The sequence below is a fragment of the Aliiroseovarius sp. xm-d-517 genome, from assembly GCF_013283135.1.
Lineage (GTDB): Bacteria > Pseudomonadota > Alphaproteobacteria > Rhodobacterales > Rhodobacteraceae > Aliiroseovarius > Aliiroseovarius crassostreae.
Genome location: NZ_WBXT01000001.1, coordinates 16,661 through 36,150, shown reverse-complemented (window position 1 = coordinate 36,150; position 19,490 = coordinate 16,661). Strand labels below are relative to the sequence as shown.

Annotated in this window: 17 protein-coding genes and 1 riboswitch; of the genes, 9 read left to right on the top strand and 8 right to left on the bottom strand. The window is 60.4% G+C overall.

What is annotated here, in order from left to right:
- Nucleotides 1-164 precede the first annotated feature (164 nt).
- Nucleotides 165-653: a 5-(carboxyamino)imidazole ribonucleotide mutase gene (purE, locus tag XMD517_RS00170; protein WP_173485415.1), complete on the top strand. Its 489-nt coding sequence runs from the start codon at nucleotides 165-167 to the stop codon at nucleotides 651-653.
- Nucleotides 646-1,722, top strand: a complete 1,077-nt coding sequence (locus tag XMD517_RS00165) for a 5-(carboxyamino)imidazole ribonucleotide synthase (protein WP_173485414.1) — start codon at nucleotides 646-648, stop codon at nucleotides 1,720-1,722. The genes purE and XMD517_RS00165 overlap by 8 nt, the downstream gene beginning before the upstream one ends.
- 347 nt (nucleotides 1,723-2,069) lie before the next feature.
- On the opposite strand, the gene XMD517_RS00160 is transcribed toward XMD517_RS00165, so the two are convergent.
- Complete coding sequence (locus tag XMD517_RS00160) at nucleotides 2,070-2,555, bottom strand: DUF2937 family protein (protein WP_173485413.1); 486 nt, start codon at nucleotides 2,553-2,555, stop codon at nucleotides 2,070-2,072.
- A 159-nt stretch (nucleotides 2,556-2,714) separates the two neighbouring features.
- Nucleotides 2,715-4,067, bottom strand: a complete 1,353-nt coding sequence (gene proS / locus XMD517_RS00155; protein ID WP_055188719.1) for a proline--tRNA ligase — start codon at nucleotides 4,065-4,067, stop codon at nucleotides 2,715-2,717.
- Nucleotides 4,068-4,261: 194 nt separating this feature from the next.
- Between proS and XMD517_RS00150 the strand changes: the two genes are divergently transcribed.
- A complete protein-coding gene (locus tag XMD517_RS00150; protein ID WP_173485412.1) occupies nucleotides 4,262-5,626 on the top strand; it encodes an FAD-dependent oxidoreductase in 1,365 nt (454 codons plus the stop codon).
- 158 nt (nucleotides 5,627-5,784) lie between these two features.
- Here XMD517_RS00150 and XMD517_RS00145 read toward each other — a convergent pair whose 3' ends face one another.
- Entirely contained in the window at nucleotides 5,785-5,976 is a 192-nt protein-coding gene (locus XMD517_RS00145) for a hypothetical protein (RefSeq protein WP_173485411.1), read from the bottom strand.
- A 200-nt stretch (nucleotides 5,977-6,176) separates the two neighbouring features.
- Between XMD517_RS00145 and XMD517_RS00140 the strand changes: the two genes are divergently transcribed.
- The 5 genes from XMD517_RS00140 (at nucleotide 6,177) to XMD517_RS00120 (ending at nucleotide 12,850) form a co-directional block, all read left to right on the top strand.
- On the top strand, nucleotides 6,177-7,271 hold the full coding sequence (locus XMD517_RS00140; protein ID WP_173485410.1) for an AI-2E family transporter: 1,095 nt from the start codon (nucleotides 6,177-6,179) through the stop codon (nucleotides 7,269-7,271).
- Nucleotides 7,271-7,963 (top strand): DnaA ATPase domain-containing protein, encoded by a 693-nt coding sequence (locus XMD517_RS00135; protein ID WP_173485409.1) that lies wholly within the window; start codon nucleotides 7,271-7,273, stop codon nucleotides 7,961-7,963. Before XMD517_RS00140 ends, XMD517_RS00135 begins: the two co-directional genes overlap by 1 nt.
- Before the next feature lie 197 nt (nucleotides 7,964-8,160).
- Nucleotides 8,161-10,377 carry an RNA degradosome polyphosphate kinase gene (locus tag XMD517_RS00130; protein ID WP_173485408.1) on the top strand — a complete coding sequence of 739 codons (2,217 nt, stop codon included), beginning with the start codon at nucleotides 8,161-8,163 and terminating at the stop codon, nucleotides 10,375-10,377.
- A gap of 63 nt (nucleotides 10,378-10,440) precedes the next feature.
- Nucleotides 10,441-11,979 (top strand): Ppx/GppA family phosphatase, encoded by a 1,539-nt coding sequence (locus XMD517_RS00125; protein WP_173487961.1) that lies wholly within the window; start codon nucleotides 10,441-10,443, stop codon nucleotides 11,977-11,979.
- 135 nt (nucleotides 11,980-12,114) lie between these two features.
- A riboswitch (cobalamin riboswitch) is annotated at nucleotides 12,115-12,327 on the top strand.
- 91 nt (nucleotides 12,328-12,418) lie between these two features.
- Entirely contained in the window at nucleotides 12,419-12,850 is a 432-nt protein-coding gene (locus XMD517_RS00120) for a DUF1636 family protein (protein WP_055188703.1), read from the top strand.
- A 27-nt stretch (nucleotides 12,851-12,877) separates the two neighbouring features.
- Here the strand turns inward: XMD517_RS00120 and XMD517_RS00115 are convergent, their stop codons facing one another.
- The 3 genes from XMD517_RS00115 to XMD517_RS00105 are packed head-to-tail and all read right to left on the bottom strand — an operon-like array spanning nucleotide 12,878 to nucleotide 15,044.
- Nucleotides 12,878-13,291 (bottom strand): hypothetical protein, encoded by a 414-nt coding sequence (locus tag XMD517_RS00115; protein ID WP_173484794.1) that lies wholly within the window; start codon nucleotides 13,289-13,291, stop codon nucleotides 12,878-12,880.
- 46 nt (nucleotides 13,292-13,337) lie between these two features.
- A complete protein-coding gene (locus XMD517_RS00110) occupies nucleotides 13,338-14,354 on the bottom strand; it encodes an endonuclease/exonuclease/phosphatase family protein (RefSeq protein WP_173485405.1) in 1,017 nt (338 codons plus the stop codon).
- A gap of 3 nt (nucleotides 14,355-14,357) precedes the next feature.
- Complete coding sequence (locus XMD517_RS00105; protein ID WP_173485404.1) at nucleotides 14,358-15,044, bottom strand: molecular chaperone DjiA; 687 nt, start codon at nucleotides 15,042-15,044, stop codon at nucleotides 14,358-14,360.
- A 190-nt stretch (nucleotides 15,045-15,234) separates the two neighbouring features.
- On the opposite strand from XMD517_RS00105, the gene nhaA reads away from it, so the two are divergent.
- Entirely contained in the window at nucleotides 15,235-16,440 is a 1,206-nt protein-coding gene (nhaA, locus tag XMD517_RS00100; RefSeq protein ID WP_173485403.1) for a Na+/H+ antiporter NhaA, read from the top strand.
- A gap of 96 nt (nucleotides 16,441-16,536) precedes the next feature.
- Here nhaA and XMD517_RS00095 read toward each other — a convergent pair whose 3' ends face one another.
- Both XMD517_RS00095 and scpA read right to left on the bottom strand, forming a co-directional pair.
- Nucleotides 16,537-17,208 (bottom strand): VOC family protein, encoded by a 672-nt coding sequence (locus XMD517_RS00095; protein WP_254449629.1) that lies wholly within the window; start codon nucleotides 17,206-17,208, stop codon nucleotides 16,537-16,539.
- An 80-nt stretch (nucleotides 17,209-17,288) separates the two neighbouring features.
- Nucleotides 17,289-19,415 (bottom strand): methylmalonyl-CoA mutase, encoded by a 2,127-nt coding sequence (gene scpA / locus XMD517_RS00090; RefSeq protein ID WP_173487960.1) that lies wholly within the window; start codon nucleotides 19,413-19,415, stop codon nucleotides 17,289-17,291.
- Between the last annotated feature and the right edge of the window lie 75 nt (nucleotides 19,416-19,490).

The window sequence follows — 19,490 nt, the reverse complement described above, 5'->3', positions numbered from 1 at the left end:
CCTTCGCCCCCGAAGCGCGGCCTTGGTCGGGCGGTTCGGAAAATTCACGAAAAAGCGTGCGGAAGCGGGACAGATTGCCCCTCCCGGCCTTTTGCCCGATTGCATCATACCCCCCTGCCCCTATAAGTAGGCCCAACTTTATTGCGCCATCATCGGGGGACCACATGACGGATGTGAAGGTCGGTATCATTATGGGCAGCCAGTCGGACTGGCCCACCATGAAAGAAGCGGCAAATGTGCTGGACGAACTGGGCGTGGCCTATGAGACCCGGATCGTCTCGGCCCACCGGACCCCGGACCGGTTGTGGGACTATGGCAAAACAGCCGCGGATCGGGGCCTTCACGTGATCATCGCAGGCGCGGGCGGTGCGGCACATCTGCCCGGCATGATGGCCTCAAAAACCCGCGTGCCCGTTGTGGGCGTGCCGGTGCAGACCCGCGCATTGTCCGGTGTCGACAGCCTTTATTCAATTGTACAGATGCCCAAGGGTTTCCCGGTGGCCACCATGGCCATTGGCGCGGCAGGCGCGGCAAATGCAGGGCTGATGGCTGCCGGCATCCTTGCCACCGCAGATGCAGAGCTGGCCGAGCGTCTGGACGCCTGGCGCGCGGCCCTCGCCGCCTCGATCCCGGAGGTTCCGGTTGATGAGTGAGATCCTGCCCACCGGCGCCACGATCGGCATTCTCGGCGGCGGCCAGCTGGGCCGCATGCTCTCGGTTGCGGCCTCCCGTCTGGGGTTCAAAACCCATATCTTCGAACCCGGCGCAAACCCGCCCGCAGGCCAGGTGGCCGACCAGGTAACCACCGCAGGCTATGATGACGTGGCCGCGCTGGAAACCTTCGCCAAATCGGTCGACGTGATCACCTATGAATTCGAGAACATCCCGACCGCCGCACTGGATGCGCTGGAAGCCCTCGCCCCGATCCGCCCGGGCCGCGAAGCCCTGCGCGTCAGCCAGGACCGGATCGTTGAGAAGGATTTCCTGTCCGATCTGGGACTGGCCACCGCCCCTTACGCCAATGTCGAAAGTGTTGAAGATATGGTGGCGGCGGTTGCCGCTATTGGCGCCCCCTCGATCCTGAAAACCCGCCGCTTCGGCTATGACGGCAAAGGTCAGGCACGACTGAAAACCACCGAGGATGCGGATGCGGCCTTTGCCGACATGCAGGGTGCTCCGGCAGTGCTGGAGGGGTTTGTCACCTTCACCCATGAGATCAGCATCATCGCCGCACGGGGCGTGACCGGTGAAGTGGCCTGTTTTGACCCGGGTGAAAACGTCCACAAAGATGGCATCCTTGACACCACCACCGTGCCCGCCCGCCTGACCGGCGCCCAGCGCACCGACGCCATCCTGCTTGCAGGGCGGATCCTGAACGCCCTCGACTATGTCGGCGTGATGGGGGTGGAGCTGTTTGTGACACCCAAGGGCCTGATCGTGAACGAAATTGCACCTCGCGTGCATAATTCCGGTCACTGGACCCAACAGGGCTGCTCCGTGGACCAATTCGAACAGCATATCCGCGCCGTGGCCGGGTGGCCGCTGGGGGACGGATCCCGTTTTGCGGATGTGGTGATGGAAAACCTGATTGGCGACGACATGGACCGCGTGCCCGAGATCGCCCGCGAAGCCAACGCCTCGCTGCATCTTTACGGCAAGGCCGATGTGAAACCCGGGCGCAAAATGGGCCATGTGAACCGGATCGTACCCGCCGCAAAATAAGCTTTGATGCGTTTCAGGAGAAACCTGTGGCCAATAGCCCCTCCTGAAACGCTCCGCCCTCTGACCTCTCACGCCGCATTTCGCGCTCCAATCCCTTGGGGCCAACCGAGGGCAAGACCGAAATACTTCAATCAGCCAAGTGGCCCTCTGCGCACGCATCGGGCCGCTTCCGGTGGCTCACTTCGTGAGCCTGTTGGGGCTTTGCCCCCGAGCCTTCGGCTCTCCCCCAAGATATTTTGGCAAGAAAAAAGGAAAAGGATTGCTCCAACCTCCCCTTCTTCTTGGTTCAAATACTCCGGGGTGAGCGAGCTTGTCTCGCGAGGGGCAGCGCCCCTTATCACCCTGTCTCAGGCGAGACGACGAAAAGGCATGGTAATCACGCCCAGAACAAGCGACAGGATGAGCCAGCCGCCGACAAAGCCGATCCCGGCGCTGATCAGCCCATCGGCGGTCACGGGCACAGCGGGGCGAAACTCGTCCCACGTATCCTGCACAAGGTCGGTATCCCGGAAATGCCAGAGCTTGGTCAGACGCATCAGCGGCTCGGTTTGTTTCAGCGAGGTGTAGGCGGCATCGAGCCGGTCGAACCGCGCGAGGTTTCCGGCCATCTGGTCACGCAGGTCGTTTTGGAACTCAGAGCCGCTCATCTTTTCAAGGGCCTCTTCGCGCGTATAGCCTGCGGCCTCGGCGGTGAAGTCAAACCCTTTGGCAATCACCATCAATTCGGTGCGCGCACCGGAGAGGCGCTGCAGGTATTGCTGTGAAAATTCAGGGAATTGCGAAAGACCCACTGCCCCGGCCAGCCCGCCTGCCATGGTGATTGCTCGGATCATGTCTTTGCCCTTTTCGGCTTATCTGCGCATATGGCCAGCATGCCGGGACAGGTGGAGTTGGGTCAAGGGGACGCGGGGCATTCCTTTCCCCCACGCTTATATCCGCGCATCAAAAAAGGGGGCGCGCGGCCCCCTTTTCCGGATCAGTTTCAGCTTTGTTTACAGCCCGCGCACATGGTGCGGTTCATAGATCTCAATGATCTTGGCCACGGCCGCTTCGGGCGACATCTCTTCGCTTTCCCCGGTGCGGCGAGAGGTGACTTCGACCACACCGTTTTTCAGGCCGCGCGGGCCCACGGTGATGCGCCAGGGCAGACCGATCAGGTCCATGGTGGCGAACTTGCCGCCCGCACGTTCCTTGCGGTCATCATAGAGCGGTTCCAGCCCGGCTTTCGTAAGTTCTTTGTAAAGCGCGTTACAGGCGGCGTCGGCTTCGTCGTCCCCCTGTTTCAGGTTCACGATGCCCACATGGAACGGCGTCACCCCTTCGGGCCAGATAATGCCCTTGTCATCATGCGAGGCTTCGATGATCGCCCCCAGCAGGCGCGACACGCCGATGCCGTGTGACCCCATATGGACCGGCACATGGTTTTGGTCTTTGTCGACCACGGTGGCGCCCATGGCTTCGGAATATTTGGTACCGAAATAGAAGATCTGGCCCACTTCGATCCCGCGCGCCACGCGGCGGCGTTCTTCGGGGATCTGGTTGAAGATCGCCTCGTCATGGGTCTCGTCGGTGCGGGCGTATTTCGAGGTAAATTCCTCCATCACACCCTGACACTGCGCCACGTCATCATAGTCGATCTCGCGGTCGCCGAAGGTCATGTCGGTCACAGCGCTGTCATAGAACACTTCCGACTCGCCGGTTTCGGCCAGCACGAGGAATTCATGGGTGTCGTCACCGCCAATCGGACCACTATCCGCACGCATCGGGATCGCCTGCAAGCCCATACGCTCATAGGTGCGCAGGTAGCTGACAAGGTGGCGATTATAGGCGTGCAGCGCGTCTTCCTTGGTCAGGTCAAAGTTGTAGCCGTCTTTCATGTAGAATTCACGGCCGCGCATCACGCCGAAACGCGGGCGGATTTCGTCGCGGAATTTCCACTGGATCTGGTAGAGCGTGAGCGGCAGGTCTTTGTAGCTGTTCACATGGGCGCGGAACACATCGGTAATGACCTCTTCATTGGTCGGACCATAGAGCATGTCACGACCATGGCGATCCTCGATGCGCAGCATTTCCTCGCCATAATCATCATAGCGCCCGCTTTCGCGCCACAGGTCCGCCGGTTGGATCGTGGCCATCTGCATCGGCACGTGACCGGCGCGGATCTGTTCCTCATGCACGATGTTTTCGATCTTGCGCAGCACTTTGAAGCCAAGCGGCAGCCAGGTATAGATCCCGGCAGCCTGCTGTTTGATCATGCCAGCACGCAGCATGTAGCGATGCGAGACGATCTGGGCCTCGGCGGGGGTTTCCTTTAGGACCGGCAGGAAATAGCGGGAAAGACGCATGTTGTCCTCATAAATTCCATGTTTGCAAGCGGTCTACGCGATCAGGCAGGCAAGAGCAATGGGCAGGGCGAGCATGGGGGGACCCTGCCCTGTTTCACCGCAAGATGTGCTATTTGCGACCGGCCTTGTGTCGCCACTGTGTTTGCGCAACCATCGCGCTGTGCCAAGGTGCCCCCACCTGCTTCGGAGCCCCCATGACCCAGACCATCCTTGAACCCGCCCGCGAAATCCCGGTGATCCATCAGACCGATGTGCTTGTGGTTGGATCCGGCCCCGGCGGGTTGGCCGCTGCATTGGCAGCAGCCCGTGCCGGTGTCGAGGTCACGTTGCTGGATCGGTTCGGCTGTTTCGGTGGCAATATCACCACGGTGGGCGTCGAAGGCTTTGCCTGGTATCGCCATGAGAAAACCGTCGAGGCCGGCGGCATTGGCTGGGAGTTCGAAGAGCGCGCCAAAGCCATGGGGGCCGCCGTGCCGGAAAGCCAGTCCCTGTCCTATGAGCTGGACAGTGAAGGGTTCAAACTGGTCGCGGATCGTCTGGTTGAAGAGGCCGGCATCCACCCGATGCTGCATCGCCAATTCGTCGCCCCCCTGCGCGAGGGCAACCACATCACCGGCGTCATTGTCGAAAGCAAGGCGGGGCGCGAGGCCATTCTGGCCAAACGGGTGATCGACGCCACGGGGGATGCGGACATTGCCCATATGATGGGTGCCCCCACGGTGAAAACTCCGGTCGAGGAGATGCAGGCGGCCTCGGTCATGTTCCATATCGCGGGTGTCGACAAAAAGAAATTCATGGAGGGCGTGAAGGCCGATCCACAGACCTATGCAGATTGGTCCACCGGCGAATGGGAGGTGGAGACCTCCGGCAAAGAGGACGAGATGTTCTCGCCTTTTCTGGCCAAGCCCTTTGCCCAGGCCATCCGCGAAGGACATATGCCCGCGCATCTCAACACCATCGGCGGCACCTGGGGCGCGGTGCATGACAGTGGCGAGATGACCTACATGAACCTTGTGCATCTGGCGGGGATTGACGGCACGGATCCGGACAGCATGACCCGAGGCGAGATCGAGGGGCGCAAGCAGGCGATGACCGCCATTGATGCGCTGCGCCGCTACACACCCGGCTGCGCGCAGGCGCGGCTTAGAAATTTCGGCATGACCATCGGCATTCGTGACACGCGCAAGATCGACGCGGCCTATAACCTTACCGAACAGGATATGCGCCATCAGGGACGGTTTGAGGACACAATCGGGATCTACCCCGAGTTTATTGACGGCTACGGCATCCTGATCCTGCCCACCACCGGGCGCTATATGCAGGTGCCATACCGCGCGATGTTGCCGAAAGGGGTGGAGGGATTGCTGGTCACGGGACGTGCCATCGGCGGGGACAAGGTGGCCCATGCCGGCACGCGCAACATGGCCTGCTGTGCGGTTGCGGGTCAGGGCGCGGGCGTGGCTGCGGCGCTGTCGATCACGTCGGGGGTCTCACTTGATGCGGTGGACATCCGGGCGGTGCAGCGCGAGTTGAAACGACAGGGCGTGCGGATTGATTAAGGGGCGCGAAACGGGCTGGGAAGACACATCTGATCTAATCTGCCCCGACCTGATCAGTCCCGACCTGCCCCGAAACATCCGTAAAATCGAGATGTCATCCCGCGACAACAGGAGAAAACAATCCGGGTTCCATCTGCTTTTCAGATAGCGGACCCCGGTCAGATCGACCCCGCCACGCTGATCTTCACTTCGTTGTTGGTGGCAAGAGAGGTGCCCTGACCCTCTTGATATTTCACACCAACCCCCACCTCTCCCGAGGTGGTAATTCCCGATTTTTTGGGTTCATATTGATGCCCGTCGCACCCTGCCAGAAGGGTTGCAACCGCCCCAATCGCCATAAGAAATCGCATTGCTGTTTGCCTTTTCAACAGTTTGACCACAGTCTGACCCAGGCATCGGGAAAGGAAAAGCGGTTTTCCGCAGCCAGAGGATCGATCAGCACAATTCTGCCCGCCTGACCCAAAAGGCCCCTCGCCCGGACGTTCACCCGCCCCCCTTGAAAAACCACTGTGGTTGGGCGACATAGGGACAGATTTCAAAAGGACATCTCATGCCCCTTCCAGTTGAGACCCAAGCCAAATACTGGACCGCGGCCATGCTCATTCTGGCGCTGGCGCTGTGGTATCTTGGCAATGTGATTCTGCCCTTCGTTCTGGGCGGCGCAATTGCCTATTTCCTTGATCCGGTGGCCGACCGGCTGGAGGCGATGGGGCTGTCACGGGTGCTGTCAACGGTCCTGATCTCGTTGTTTGCAATGCTGATTTTCGTGATTGCAATTCTTCTGGTGGTGCCGACGCTGGTCAATCAGGCCCTTGCTCTGGTTGACGCGGCCCCCAAGCTGCTCAGCCAGCTTCATGCCTTCATCAGCACCAAATTTCCCTCATTCCTTGAAGAAAACGGCACGTTGCGCCAGTCGCTCGACAGCATTGGACAAGCCATTCAGTCGCGCGGCGGCGAGTTGGTCGGCAGGCTGGTCTCATCAGCGATGAGCGTGCTGAACATCGTGATCCTTCTGGTGATCACCCCGGTTGTCGCCTTTTACCTGCTGCTGGACTGGGATCACATGGTGGCAAAGGTGGATGCGCTTTTGCCTTTGGATCACGCCCCGACAATCCGCACAATTGCCCGCGATATCGACAAGGTTCTGGCCAGCTTCATCCGCGGGCAGGGTTCTGTCTGTCTGGTGATGGGGAGCTATTACGCGGTGGGGTTGATGCTGGTGGGGCTGCAATTCGGCCTTGTGGTCGGGTTCATCGCCGGGCTGATCACCTTTATCCCCTATGTCGGCGCGCTGGTGGGCGGCGCCCTTGCGATCGGTCTGGCGCTGTTTCAGTTCTGGGGTGAATGGTGGAGCCTGGGGGGCGTGGCCGCAATTTTCTTTGCCGGACAGTTCCTTGAGGGCAACATCATCACCCCGAAACTCGTCGGCAATTCCGTGGGTCTGCACCCGGTCTGGCTGATGCTGGCACTGTCTGTCTTTGGCTCGCTGTTTGGCTTTGTCGGGATGCTGGTGGCCGTGCCGGTGGCCGCCGCCATCGGCGTGATCGCCCGTTTCGTGATCGGGCAATACAAGGTCGGGCGCCTTTATCAGGGCGTGACCGGACGCCAGAACACCGTGGCCGAAGAAGAGGCAAAGGACCTTTGATGCAGGACCAACTTGCCTTTGACCTGCCCGTGACCCCGGCGCGGGGGGTGGATGATTTTCTGGTCACGCCGTCCAATCAGGCGGCGATGGCGATTGTGAATGGCTGGGCGCTCTGGCCCAATCAGAAACTGGTTCTGGCAGGCGCGCGTGGCACGGGGAAAACCCATCTGGCCCATGTCTGGGCGGATCAGTCCGGGGCGGAGATCATTCACGCCGATCGGCTGGACACAACCGTGATCGAGGCGCTTGCGGGGGGATCGGTGGTGGTTGAGGATGTGGACCGGATCGCCGGGGACCGTGCGTCTGAGACCGCTCTGTTTCATCTGCACAATCTGGTTCTGGCCGAAGGTGGCTGGCTGATGCTGACCGCCGAAGATGCGCCCTCGCGCTGGGGGTTGCGCCTCCCCGACCTGCGCTCACGCATGGAAGGCACCACGCTGGCCCGGCTGGAGCCCCCCGATGACATGCTTTTATCCGCGGTTCTGGTCAAACTGTTCCATGACCGCCAGATCAGTGTAAATGCCAATCTGGTCGACTATCTTGTGCCCCGGATGGAGCGGTCTTTGGCGGCGGCGGGGCATCTGGTGCAGGCTCTGGATCAGGTTGCCCTGTCCGAACAGCGCCCGATCACCCGCGCGCTGGCCCAGCGGGTGTTGGGCATTGCGGCCAGTGGCGACTTCGGTGGCGATTAACGCCTTTCCAGTAATTTCCGTGATCCAACGATGCCTGGCGAGCTTCAGGGGCTTTGCCCCTCGCGAGGCAAGCTCGCTCACCCCAGGATATTTACGACAAGAAAAAGCGGCAGGTATGTGGGGCCGGCTTGCTGGACAAGCCACGCAGGCAGGCGTAACGTCACATCGCCGTTACAAAACACCGCGATAGAGCTGTCATGACCAAAGCCGAGCCCCCCACCACGCCGCTTTCCGACTTTCTGCACGCCCCGTTCCCCGAGGCGGCGCAATTGCCCCCGGAGGAGACGGCGGGACCAAAGCGGTTCTTCAACCGTGAACTGAGCTGGCTTGGCTTCAACTGGCGGGTTCTGGAAGAAGCGGAAAACCCGCGCGTCCCGCTGTTGGAACGGCTGCGGTTTCTGTCGATCTCGGCCACCAATCTTGACGAGTTTTACACCGTGCGTGTGGCCGGGCTGCGGGAGTTGGTGCGCGAAGACGTGACCACCCCTGCAGCAGACGGCCTGTTGCCCGCCGAACAGCTGGCACTGATCAATCAGGATGCCCGCGCCCTGATGGCGCGCCAGCAATCCACCTATGACACGCTGACCCGGCAGATGCGCGATCAGGGCATCATTATCGAGAAGCGCGCCGACCTTACCCCGGAGGACAAGGCCCATCTGGATCAGGTTTTTCTGAGCCAGGTTTTCCCGGTTCTGTCACCGCTGGCCATTGACCCGGCGCACCCCTTCCCGTTCATCCCCAACACTGGCTTTGCGCTGGCGCTGCAGCTTGAGCGCAGCAAGGACCGGCAGAAACTCAAGGCGCTGCTTCCGATCCCGCAACAGATCAACCGCTTTGTGCGCCTGCCTGCCGCTGAGGGTCAATGTCGTTTTCTGCCGCTGGAAGACCTGCTGCTTGAACATCTGTCGAGCCTGTTCCCCGGCTATGTCGAGAAGGGCAACTGCGCCTTCCGCATTTTGCGTGACAGTGATCTGGAGGTCGAAGACGAGGCTGAAGATCTGGTGCGCGAATTTGAAACCGCGCTTAAGCGGCGCAAACGCGGCGAAGTGGTGCGGATGAAAATCACCAAGGGCGCCCCGGAAGATCTGATGCAGATGATCAAACGCGAGCTGCGCGTCTCCGGGGACGAGATCGTGGAGGTGGACGGGATGATCGGCATGGCCGATCTGGGTGAGCTGGTGCTGAAAGACCGCCATGACCTTCTGTGGCCCAGTTTCAGTCCCCGGGTGCCGGAACGCGTTCAGGACCACGAAGGGGACATGTTTGCCGCGATCCGACAGAAGGATATGTTGCTGCACCACCCGTATGAGACGTTTGACATGGTGGTGCGGTTTCTGAACCAGGCGGCGCGCGACCCGAATGTGGTGGCGATCAAACAGACACTGTATCGCACGTCCCATGACAGTCCGATCGTGAAAGCCCTGTGCGAAGCGGCGGAGGACGGGAAATCCGTGACCGCCCTGGTGGAACTCAAGGCCCGTTTTGACGAAGCTGCAAATATCCGACAGTCACGTCGTCTGGAGCGCGCCGGGGCCCATGTGACCTATGGGTTCATCAACTACAAGACCCACGCCAAAATCTCGACCGTGGTGCGGCGAGAAGGGGATGAGCTGGTGACCTATACCCATTACGGCACCGGCAATTACCACCCGATTACCGCCCGCATTTATACCGACCTCAGCTTCTTTACCTGCGACGCGGCGCTGGGACGTGATGCGACCAAGATCTTCAACTATCTCTCGGGCTATGCCGAACCTCAAGGCCTTGAAAACCTGGCCATTTCACCGCTCAACCAGAAAACCACGCTGATTGCGCTTATTCGGCGCGAAGCAGAGCTGGCCAAAGACGGCAAACCGGCCGAAATCTGGGCCAAGATGAACTCTCTGGTCGAACCCGACGTGATCGACGCGCTTTACGAGGCCTCCCAGGCGGGGGTGAAAATCAGTCTGGTGGTGCGGGGTATCTGTGGGCTCAGACCCGGTATCTTGGGTCTGTCCGAAAACATCCGGGTCAAATCCATCGTCGGGCGTTTTCTGGAACATTCCCGTATCGTCTGCTTTGGCAATGGGCACGGGCTGCCGTCGAAAAAAGCGCGCGTTTACATCTCGTCCGCCGACTGGATGGGGCGCAACCTGAACCGTCGGGTGGAAACCCTGGTCGAGGTCAAGAACGCGACGGTGAAGGCACAGATCGTCAGCCAGATCATGGCCGCAAACCTGGCGGATGTGGCGCAAAGCTGGGTGATGGGGCCAGATGGCAGCTTTGCCCGCACCGATCTGTCCGCGCTGGATCACCCGTTCAACTGCCACCGGTTCTTCATGGAAAATCCGTCCCTCTCGGGACGCGGATCCGCCGGGGCATCAGATGTGCCGAAACTGGCCCACAGCCCCGAAGAACCTGCGGATCTGGATTGACCCCGGGCTGCTGAAACGGGCATAGTCAGCAAGGAAACAGGAAGACGGGCAGGGATTTCCAACATGAATACAACAGCTTCCACCGACGAGTGGGGCCCGTTTGGTCGCCCGATCTTTGAAGACCCCTCCGCCCGTGCCTTGTCGCGTGTAGGCGTCGTTGATGTGGGGTCCAACTCGGTCCGCATGGTGGTTTTTGACGGTGCGGCCCGTTCGCCCGCCTATTTCTTCAACGAAAAAATCCTCTGCGGCCTCGGCTCCGGGCTTGCCCAGACCGGGCGCCTGAACCCAGAGGGCCGGGCGCGGGCGCTGGCCGCAATCAAACGGTTTCAGCTTCTGGCCAAAGGCATGCACCTGCCCCCGCTGACCGCGGTGGCCACCGCCGCAGTGCGTGAGGCCACGGACGGGCCGGAGTTCCGCGACGAAGTCCTGCGTGAAACGGGGCTCAAACTCTACGTGATTGACGGCGAAGAAGAGGCCCGGCTGTCTGCGCAGGGCGTTTTGCTTGGCTGGCCTGAGGCCAAAGGGCTGATGTGCGATATTGGCGGCAGTTCACTGGAGCTGGCCAGGATCAATGGGGGTCATGTTGGCAAACGCATCACCTCCCCTCTCGGACCGCTGAAACTGGCCGACACCCCCGGCGGAAAGAAAGGGCTGAAGGCCGAGATCGCCCGGGTGGTGGATGAGCTGGCCGCCGAGATGGGCACGGATCACAAACGCCTGTTTCTCGTGGGGGGAAGCTGGCGCGCCATTGCGCGGCTTGACATGGAACGCCGCAACTACCCTTTGACGGTTTTGCACGAATATCGCATGCCGCAGAAATCACTGCAAAAAACCCTGAACTGGATTGAAAAGGTGGATCTGGAAGAGATCCGGCAACGCACCTCCACCTCGGCCACCCGTATGGCGTTGGTTCCGATCGCAGCACTTGTGCTGAAACGCTTGATCCATGTTTTTCGCCCCAAGGAAATCGCCGTCAGCTCCTACGGGATCCGCGAAGGGATGCTTTATGAACAGATGCCAAAGCCCATTCGCAAACGTGATCCCCTGATCGAGGCCTGCCGCTTTGCCGAACAAAAGGACGCGCGCGTTCCTGGCTTTGGCAAAGCCCTCTATGACTTTCTCACCCCGCTTTACAAATCCGCGCGGGCAGACCAGAAACGGGTGATCAAGGCCGCCTGCCTGCTGCATGATGTGAGCTGGCGCGCCCATCCCGACTATCGTCACGAAGTCTGTTTCGACAACGCCACCCGCGCCAATCTCGGGGGGCTCACCCATGAAGAACGGGTGTTTCTCGGCCTGTCCCTGCTGCACCGCTATAAAAACAGCCGCCAGGGATCGCGATTTGAAAACCTGTTTGAAATACTCGGCGAAAAGGACCTGATCCGGGCCGAGGTTCTGGGCAAGGCCATGCGCTTTGGCGCCATGTTCGCGGTGGATGGGCCACAGGACAAGGCAGAGCTGAAATGGTATCCCAAGAAACGCGAGTTGCATTTGCACCTGGCCGCAGAGGCCCGTGATCTTTTCGGCGAGGTTGCCGAGAGCAGGTTTGACGCGCTCTGTGTGGCCCTTGACGCCACCTCAAACGTCAAAACTCTGCGCTGAGCCTTCACTTTTTCTTGCTGAAAATACCTCGGGGTGAGGCCGCCAGGCCGAGGGGCAGCGCCCCTGCCCCCGTTCTTGTCCCTGTTCATGCCCCTCCCCTCCTGCGCTTCTCGCTTGACACCGGCCCCGTCCTGCGTCACCCATTTCTCAGATGGTTCCCGGATCTTTCGACCAGAAAGCCCCGGATGAAAAGGGAATGTGGTGCGGTCGCAAATAGGCCAATTCCACAACTGCCCCCGCAACTGTAAGCGGCGAGCTGTTTTGAAAAACCACTGGGCACGCCCCGGGAAGGATCAGAACCGCCACGACCCGCAAGTCAGGAGACCTGCCATCTGATGAAACTCAACCCGGGCGGGGTGCCCCGGCAGGAGGATCGCAGGCGGCCAGAATGCCCCCTCTTCCCCCCGCCCCATCCCGCATCTTACGCGCGGAGGGCGTCATGTACCGGACACAGATGCAGACGGTGGGACAGACCACAACAACCACACCGACCCGGACGGGGCAGCAGCTTGTTCTCTGCACCCCCTGCCCCCATACCGGCCAGATTTGCACCGCAGGTCATGCCATGATGGTCCAGCTTCAACAGGCCATCACCGCCGCACGCGACAGTATCGAGGACGGGTTTGAAATCTCGGGCCATGCTGAAATGGGGGGCTGTGGCCGAACCTGCCTCGTGGCCTATCATGCCACCCGCAGCGAAACACATGTTTTCGGGGATGTGGAAGAAGGTGAGGACATCTCTGCCCTGCTCGAATACGCGCGCAACAATCACGAGGCATTGAACCGCGGCACGACACCGCTTTCCCCCAGCGGCCTGAAGCGCACCCCTGGTTGCGTCATGGCCATGCGCCGGGGGGCGGCCCTATCCTGACCGTCAGGCCAGGCCTTCGTGCGGGTCCTAAAGATCCGTTCCCCCGTCCGGCGCAGCAGCTTCGGGCGGGACAGGCGGCTGTGGCGATTTACGCCGCAAGATAATGTCACCATTGGGAAGCACTTCCGGCGGGTGATAGGCAGACAGATCCCCCATTTCCGCCATCAGATCCTGCCAGCCGTCCTGCAATTGCCTGGCCCAGTTTTCGGCCATGCCCTCGGCCAGCCCGTCACGCATCGGGGACATTTCCTGCGCCAGCCCGTCCAGCAGCATCTGCAAGCCGCGCGACATCATTTCCGCGCCGTCTTCCAGCTTTGGATCCCCCTCGGAGGACGACGGAGGAGACGGCTGGGGGGATTGGGGTTGGCCCGTTTCAGCCAGCCCCGGGGAGGACAAGGCAACAAGCCCTGCCAGCAAGGTGGGGTTCAGGATCTGTTTCATAGGGAAAATATGGGGCGCAGATATCGGTATTTCCAGTGCGCAAGCGTCAAAGATCAATATCCAGCGTGACCGGAAAGTGATCCGAGGCAGTCAACAGCGCCTCGCGCAGGGCCTCAGCCCGATAACAGAGCGGGTCGTCAAACGGGTGCCAGATGCGCCAGACCGGGTCAAACCCGCGCAGGTCCTCGGAAATCATGATATAGTCGAGAAGCGCCTGCAAATATCGTTTCTGGCTCGCAATATAAAACCGGGCAGAGCTGATGCGGGCTGCCGACGGGCGCGCCAAAAAGCGTGCGGCATGTGGGTCATACAGGCAGGGGCCATCGCCCTCGCCCATTACAATTTCCACCCCTGACCGGCCAAACAGCTTTTCATATTCATCAAGCCCCGGACCATCATTGAAATCCCCCAGCACAATCACCTGTTCCCCCGCTTCAAGAAGCTGGTCCACCCGTTGCCGGATCCAGATACATTGCGCCATCTGCTTGCGGCGGTTTTCAATGCTGATACGGATCGCCTCTTCCGCATTGCGGGCGCCATGCGGGGCTTTCGACTTCACATGCACCCCGATCAGGCGCAGTTTCTGCCCGTTTTTCCGCAGCGTCAGCGCCACTTCCAGCGGGGGTTTGGAAAACACAACCGGATCGGGATTGGCGTCCACATCCAGATCGAGATGAAAGGCACCGTCAAAGCGCGGCGCAAACTGGCCCTGTGCCGCCCCCCAAGGATCATGCGTTGCCTCAAACTGGTCCGGGTCATATAAGAGCGCGATTTCCTGCTGGGTGTCATTTGCAAATCCGATCAGGGCCTTACGTGCCCGCAAACCAAAAATCCGCGCAAAATTTTCCAGAGCTTTCACGGTCGAACGGCGGCGATTTTCATCTGGGGCTTCGACCACCATGATCAGGTCGGCCTCAAGCAATTTGAACACCACCCCGGCCGCTTTGAGCTGCGCCCGCCGTGTCACGCCCCTCCTTGTGGCCAGTTCCTCATCCGCAATCGGGCGCCCCGTATCATCAAACAGCGTGTTGAACCATTCGACATTATAGGTGGCGATACGCATGGGTCAGATGCCCCCCTGACGTGCATTGATCTCTTCCCAGGCGCGGTTCACAGCAATCAGCCGCTTTTCCGCCAGCTTGATCGCCTCTTCCGGCACCCCCCGCGCCACCATCACATCGGGATGGCTGTCACGCACGGCCTGACGCCAGACCTTGCGAATTTCACGGATCGGCATGTCCTTGGGCACCCCCAGCACCTGATAGGGGCACGCTTCGGCGTCCGGCACGAACCGCGCCCGCAACGCAAAGAACTTCTCTTCGGGGATGCCAAAAATGCGCGCCACATGAAGCAGGAATTCATTTTCGTTAGGGTGGTATTCCCCATCTGCCAGCGCAATGAAAAACAACCCTTCCATGAGGTCGAAAAGCGCCGGGTCGGCTGGTCCGAACATATCGGCAATCCGCTGGGCATAGAGGTCAAACCCGGCCACATCGGTGCGCGCGAGATTGAACACTCTGGCTGCCTGCTTTTCCTCTCCGCGCGGGATGGTAAACACTTCTCGAAAGGCGGACACCTCGTCTCGCGTCACCAACCCATCCGCCTTGGCCATCTTGGCCCCCAGCGCAATCACCGCGATGGCAAAACCGGCTGAACGTTCAGGCGGCGTGCGCAAATGGGCAAACACGTCAGACAGGCTTTCGCCCTTGGCCAGCGCGGACAGCGCATCAGATATGCGGGACCAGATCGACATGGCACCTTCCTACACGCTCCTGCCCGCAATAACGAGCAGAAAGACGGGGCCAGTCATGATGCAAATCATGTGGCAAATCATGCAGATCGGCTTCGGTGCTTTTCTTCAAGCAATCAGACTGTCCGGGCCTTGAACCCGGGCGGTTTGATCTTATCTGAAAGTGAATGTGACAAAAACGATCAGGGATACAATGCTCACCCGCTTTCTTGACAAATTCTTCCGCCATGATGCCGCTGGTGGCATCCTTCTGATGCTGTCGGCAGTTGCCGCGCTGATCGCAGCAAACTCACCCGCGGCAGACGCTTTTGCCAGTATATTCGACGCGAAGTTTTCTGTTTTGCTCAACGGAGAGGGCCTGTCGAAACCGCTTCTTCTGTGGGTCAATGACGGGTTGATGGCGATCTTTTTCTTCCTGATCGGGTTGGAACTGAAGCGGGAGATCCTGGAAGGAAAGCTGAAAAACCCGCGCGACGTGGTGCTTCCGGGCATGGCGGCGCTGGGTGGGATGCTGGTGCCTGCGGTGATTTATGCCGCCATCAACTGGTCCAACCCCGCCACGCTGGGTGGCTGGGCCATTCCCGCGGCCACGGATATTGCCTTTGCGCTTGGGGTTCTGGCGCTGCTCGGCAAGCGCGCACCGGCGGCGCTCAAGGTATTTCTGCTGACCCTGGCCATTCTGGACGACCTTGGTGCGATCATTGTGATTGCGCTGTTTTACACGGCTGAACTCAAGGCCTCTTACCTGATTTATGCCCTTGTGCCGCTGGTTCTGATGGGATGGCTGAACATGAAACGCGTGCACCGGGTTGCGCCCATTCTGATGCTGGGGGTTGTGCTGTGGGTGCTGGTGCTGAAATCCGGGGTGCATGCAACACTGGCAGGTGTGGCCACGGCGTTTTTCATCCCGTTGACGGATAAATGGGGCAAATCCCCCCTGCACGCCTTGGAACATGCGCTGACGCCTTACGTGTTTTTCCTGATCGTGCCGATTTTTGCCTTTGCCAATGCCGGGGTGAGCTTTGAGGGAATGTCGCTTGCAGCCCTGCTCGCCCCCGTGCCTTTGGGTATTGCGGCCGGGCTGGTTCTGGGCAAGCAGGTTGGTGTCTTTGGCCTGACCTGGCTGACGGTCAAGACCGGTCGTGCCGCGCTGCCCCATGGGGTGGGCTGGCAGCATGTCTATGGCATCTCGGCACTGGCTGGCATCGGCTTTACCATGTCGCTCTTCATCGGCGGGCTGAGCTTTTCGGACCCTGCTTTGATGAATGATGTGCGGCTTGGGGTTCTGCTGGCCTCTGCCCTATCTGCGGTGATCGGATTTTCTGTGCTTTATGCAGCAGGAAACCCGGCAGATGAGCGTGGCCACAAGCCTCTGCGTTCGGAGAAGGCCCAGAGTTAGAGCGTTTCGAAAGAACTCCGACTGGGCACAGCTCTGTGCCCAGACCTCCCTCAAAGCACCACAGCCCGGGGGCGACGGCCGAGGAGATCCCGGCGGTTAGAGTTGCACCATGCCCCCCGGGGTGTCGATCCACGCGGACAGTCCGGGCGCACCGGAATGCAGCGTGATCCGCTTGTCGATCACCAACGGGGCCAGCGCCACCGAAAGCGCTTCGGCCTCGGGATGGGTGATCTCCAGCGCGGCCAGACGCAATCCGTGATCGGGCAAGGCAGCGGCGGGGCCTGCTGTCTGCCAGCTCAGCAAACCGGGGGCACAGCCCGCAAAGGGCAGACGCCCATCTTCGGGCACGGCCATCTGCCAGCGATAGGTGCCACGCTCCAGTTCTAACACATCCCCGATGCCCTCAGGCGCCCGGTGCAGCGCCTCTTCAATCTCAGGCACCCGCACCACCCAATTGGTCAGCCGGGCATCGCCGGTAAAATAATCAAGGTCAAACCAGCGGGCATGGTTTGGCCGCGCGGCGTCCGGGTCAATGGCGATCACTTCAAGGTAGATATCAGGACCAAGCGACAACAGCCGGTTATGCGTGCCCATCAACGGGTGCTGCCCGCCGCCTGCCATTGGCACCCCAAGTGTTGCCTGAATGAATTCCACCCCTTCAGCCAGGGTGGCAGAGGCAATGACAAGGTGGTCGATCGTGCCCAGCGCCATGGAATAGTCTCCGATTGGTTCCGGGATGAGGCTGGCGGGAAATGCCGCCAGCTTCAAGGATTTTGTGCCGCTCCGACGTGACAATGACGGGGGCGTTGCCGTGGGAGCGGGAGGACACCCGCCCCTCACCGCGCAGTTTAGCTGCGAACCTCACGCACGATTTGCAGCACTTTTTCAGCAGCTTCCGGGATGTTGGTGCCCGGGCCGAAGATGGCTTTCACACCACTTTCATAAAGGAAATCATAATCTTGCTGCGGAATAACACCGCCGCAGATCACGATGATATCCTCGGCACCCTGCTCTTTCAAAGCCTGCACCAACTGCGGCGCCAGCGTCTTGTGACCCGCAGCCTGCGACGAAATACCGACGATATGCACGTCATTGTCAATGGCGTCCTGAGCCGCCTCGTCCGGGGTCTGGAACAGCGGGCCCACGTCGACGTCAAAGCCGATATCGGCAAAGGCGGTGGCGATCACCTTGGCGCCACGGTCATGCCCGTCCTGCCCCATTTTCACCACCAGCATACGCGGGCGGCGGCCTTCGGCCTCAGCGAAGTCTTCGACCGATTTCTGGATCTGGGCAAAGCCTTCATCGCCCTCATATGCGGCGCCATAGACACCGGCGAGGGTTTTCACTTCGGCGCGGTGGCGGCCAAATTCTTTTTCCATTGCCATGCTGATCTCTCCGACTGAGGCGCGGGCGCGGGCCGCTTCAACGGCGGCCTCGAGCAGATTGCCACCTTCTTTCGAACGGCGGGTCAGCTCATCAAGGGCAGCCTGACAGGCGGCCTCATCACGGGTTGCGCGGATGTTTTCAAGGCGGGCAATCTGGCTGTCACGCACGGCCATATTGTCCACGTCGAGGATTTCGATCTCGTCTTCCTGGGCAAGCTTATACTTGTTCACGCCAACGATGACTTCGTCACCCTTGTCGATCATCGCCTGACGCTTGGCGGCCGATTCCTCGATCCGCAGTTTCGGCATCCCCGAGGCCACGGCCTTGGTCATGCCGCCCATTTCCTCGACCTCTTCCATCAGGGCCCAGGCCTTGTTGATCAGCTCATCCGTCAGGCTTTCCACATAGTAGGAGCCCGCCAGCGGGTCGACCACATTGGTGATGCCGGTCTCTTCCTGCAAGATGATCTGGGTGTTACGGGCAATGCGTGCCGAGAAGTCGGTGGGCAGGGCAATCGCCTCATCCAACGCGTTAGTGTGCAGTGACTGGGTGCCACCCAACGCTGCCGACATCGCCTCATACGCGGTGCGGATCACGTTGTTATAGGGGTCTTGTTCCTGCAAGCTGACGCCCGAGGTCTGGCAGTGGGTGCGCAGCATTTTGGAGCGCTCGGACTTGGCGCCGAACTCGGTCATCACACGGTGCCACAGGGTCCGTGCGGCGCGCAGTTTGGCCGCTTCCATGAAGAAGTTCATGCCGATGGCGAAGAAGAACGACAGGCGGCCCGCGAATTTATCCACGTCCATGCCCGCCTCGATCGCGGCACGCACATATTCACGACCATCCGCCAGCGTGTAGGCCAGTTCCTGCACCAGGTTCGCACCGGCCTCTTGCATGTGATAGCCAGAGATCGAAATCGAGTTAAACTTCGGCATCTCGTTCGAGGTGTATTCGATGATGTCCGAGATGATCCGCATCGACGGCTCAGGCGGATAGATATAGGTGTTGCGCACCATGAATTCTTTCAGAATGTCGTTCTGAATGGTGCCCGCCAGCAGCGATTTGTCATGGCCCTGTTCCTGGCCGGCCACGATGAAACTCGCAAGGATCGGGATCACGGCCCCGTTCATGGTCATCGAGACGGAGACTTTGTCGAGCGGGATGCCGTCAAACAGGATCTTCATGTCCTCAACCGAGTCAATCGCAACGCCGGCCTTACCAACATCCCCAACCACGCGCGGGTGGTCACTGTCATAACCCCGGTGGGTGGCAAGGTCGAAAGCCACGGACACGCCCTGCTGACCAGCAGCAAGGTTGCGGCGATAGAAGGCATTGGATTCCTCAGCGGTCGAGAACCCGGCATATTGACGGATGGTCCAGGGCCGGCCTGCATACATGGTCGCCTTCACGCCACGGGTGAAGGGCCCCACGCCGGGAATGCCGCCCATATGATCGAGGTCCTTGGTGTCGTCAGCCGTGTAAAGCGGTTTGACATCAATACCTTCGAGGGTTTCCCAGTTCAGGTCCTCAACCGCGCGACCGCGCAGTTCCTTTTCGGCCAGCTCTTTCCACTTCGCTGTATCGCTCATGGCGTTATCCTTTCATATGCCCGCGTCCCCGGGCGACATCATGTTCTGTGTGGGCAAACGCTGCCCGCGGGGCCG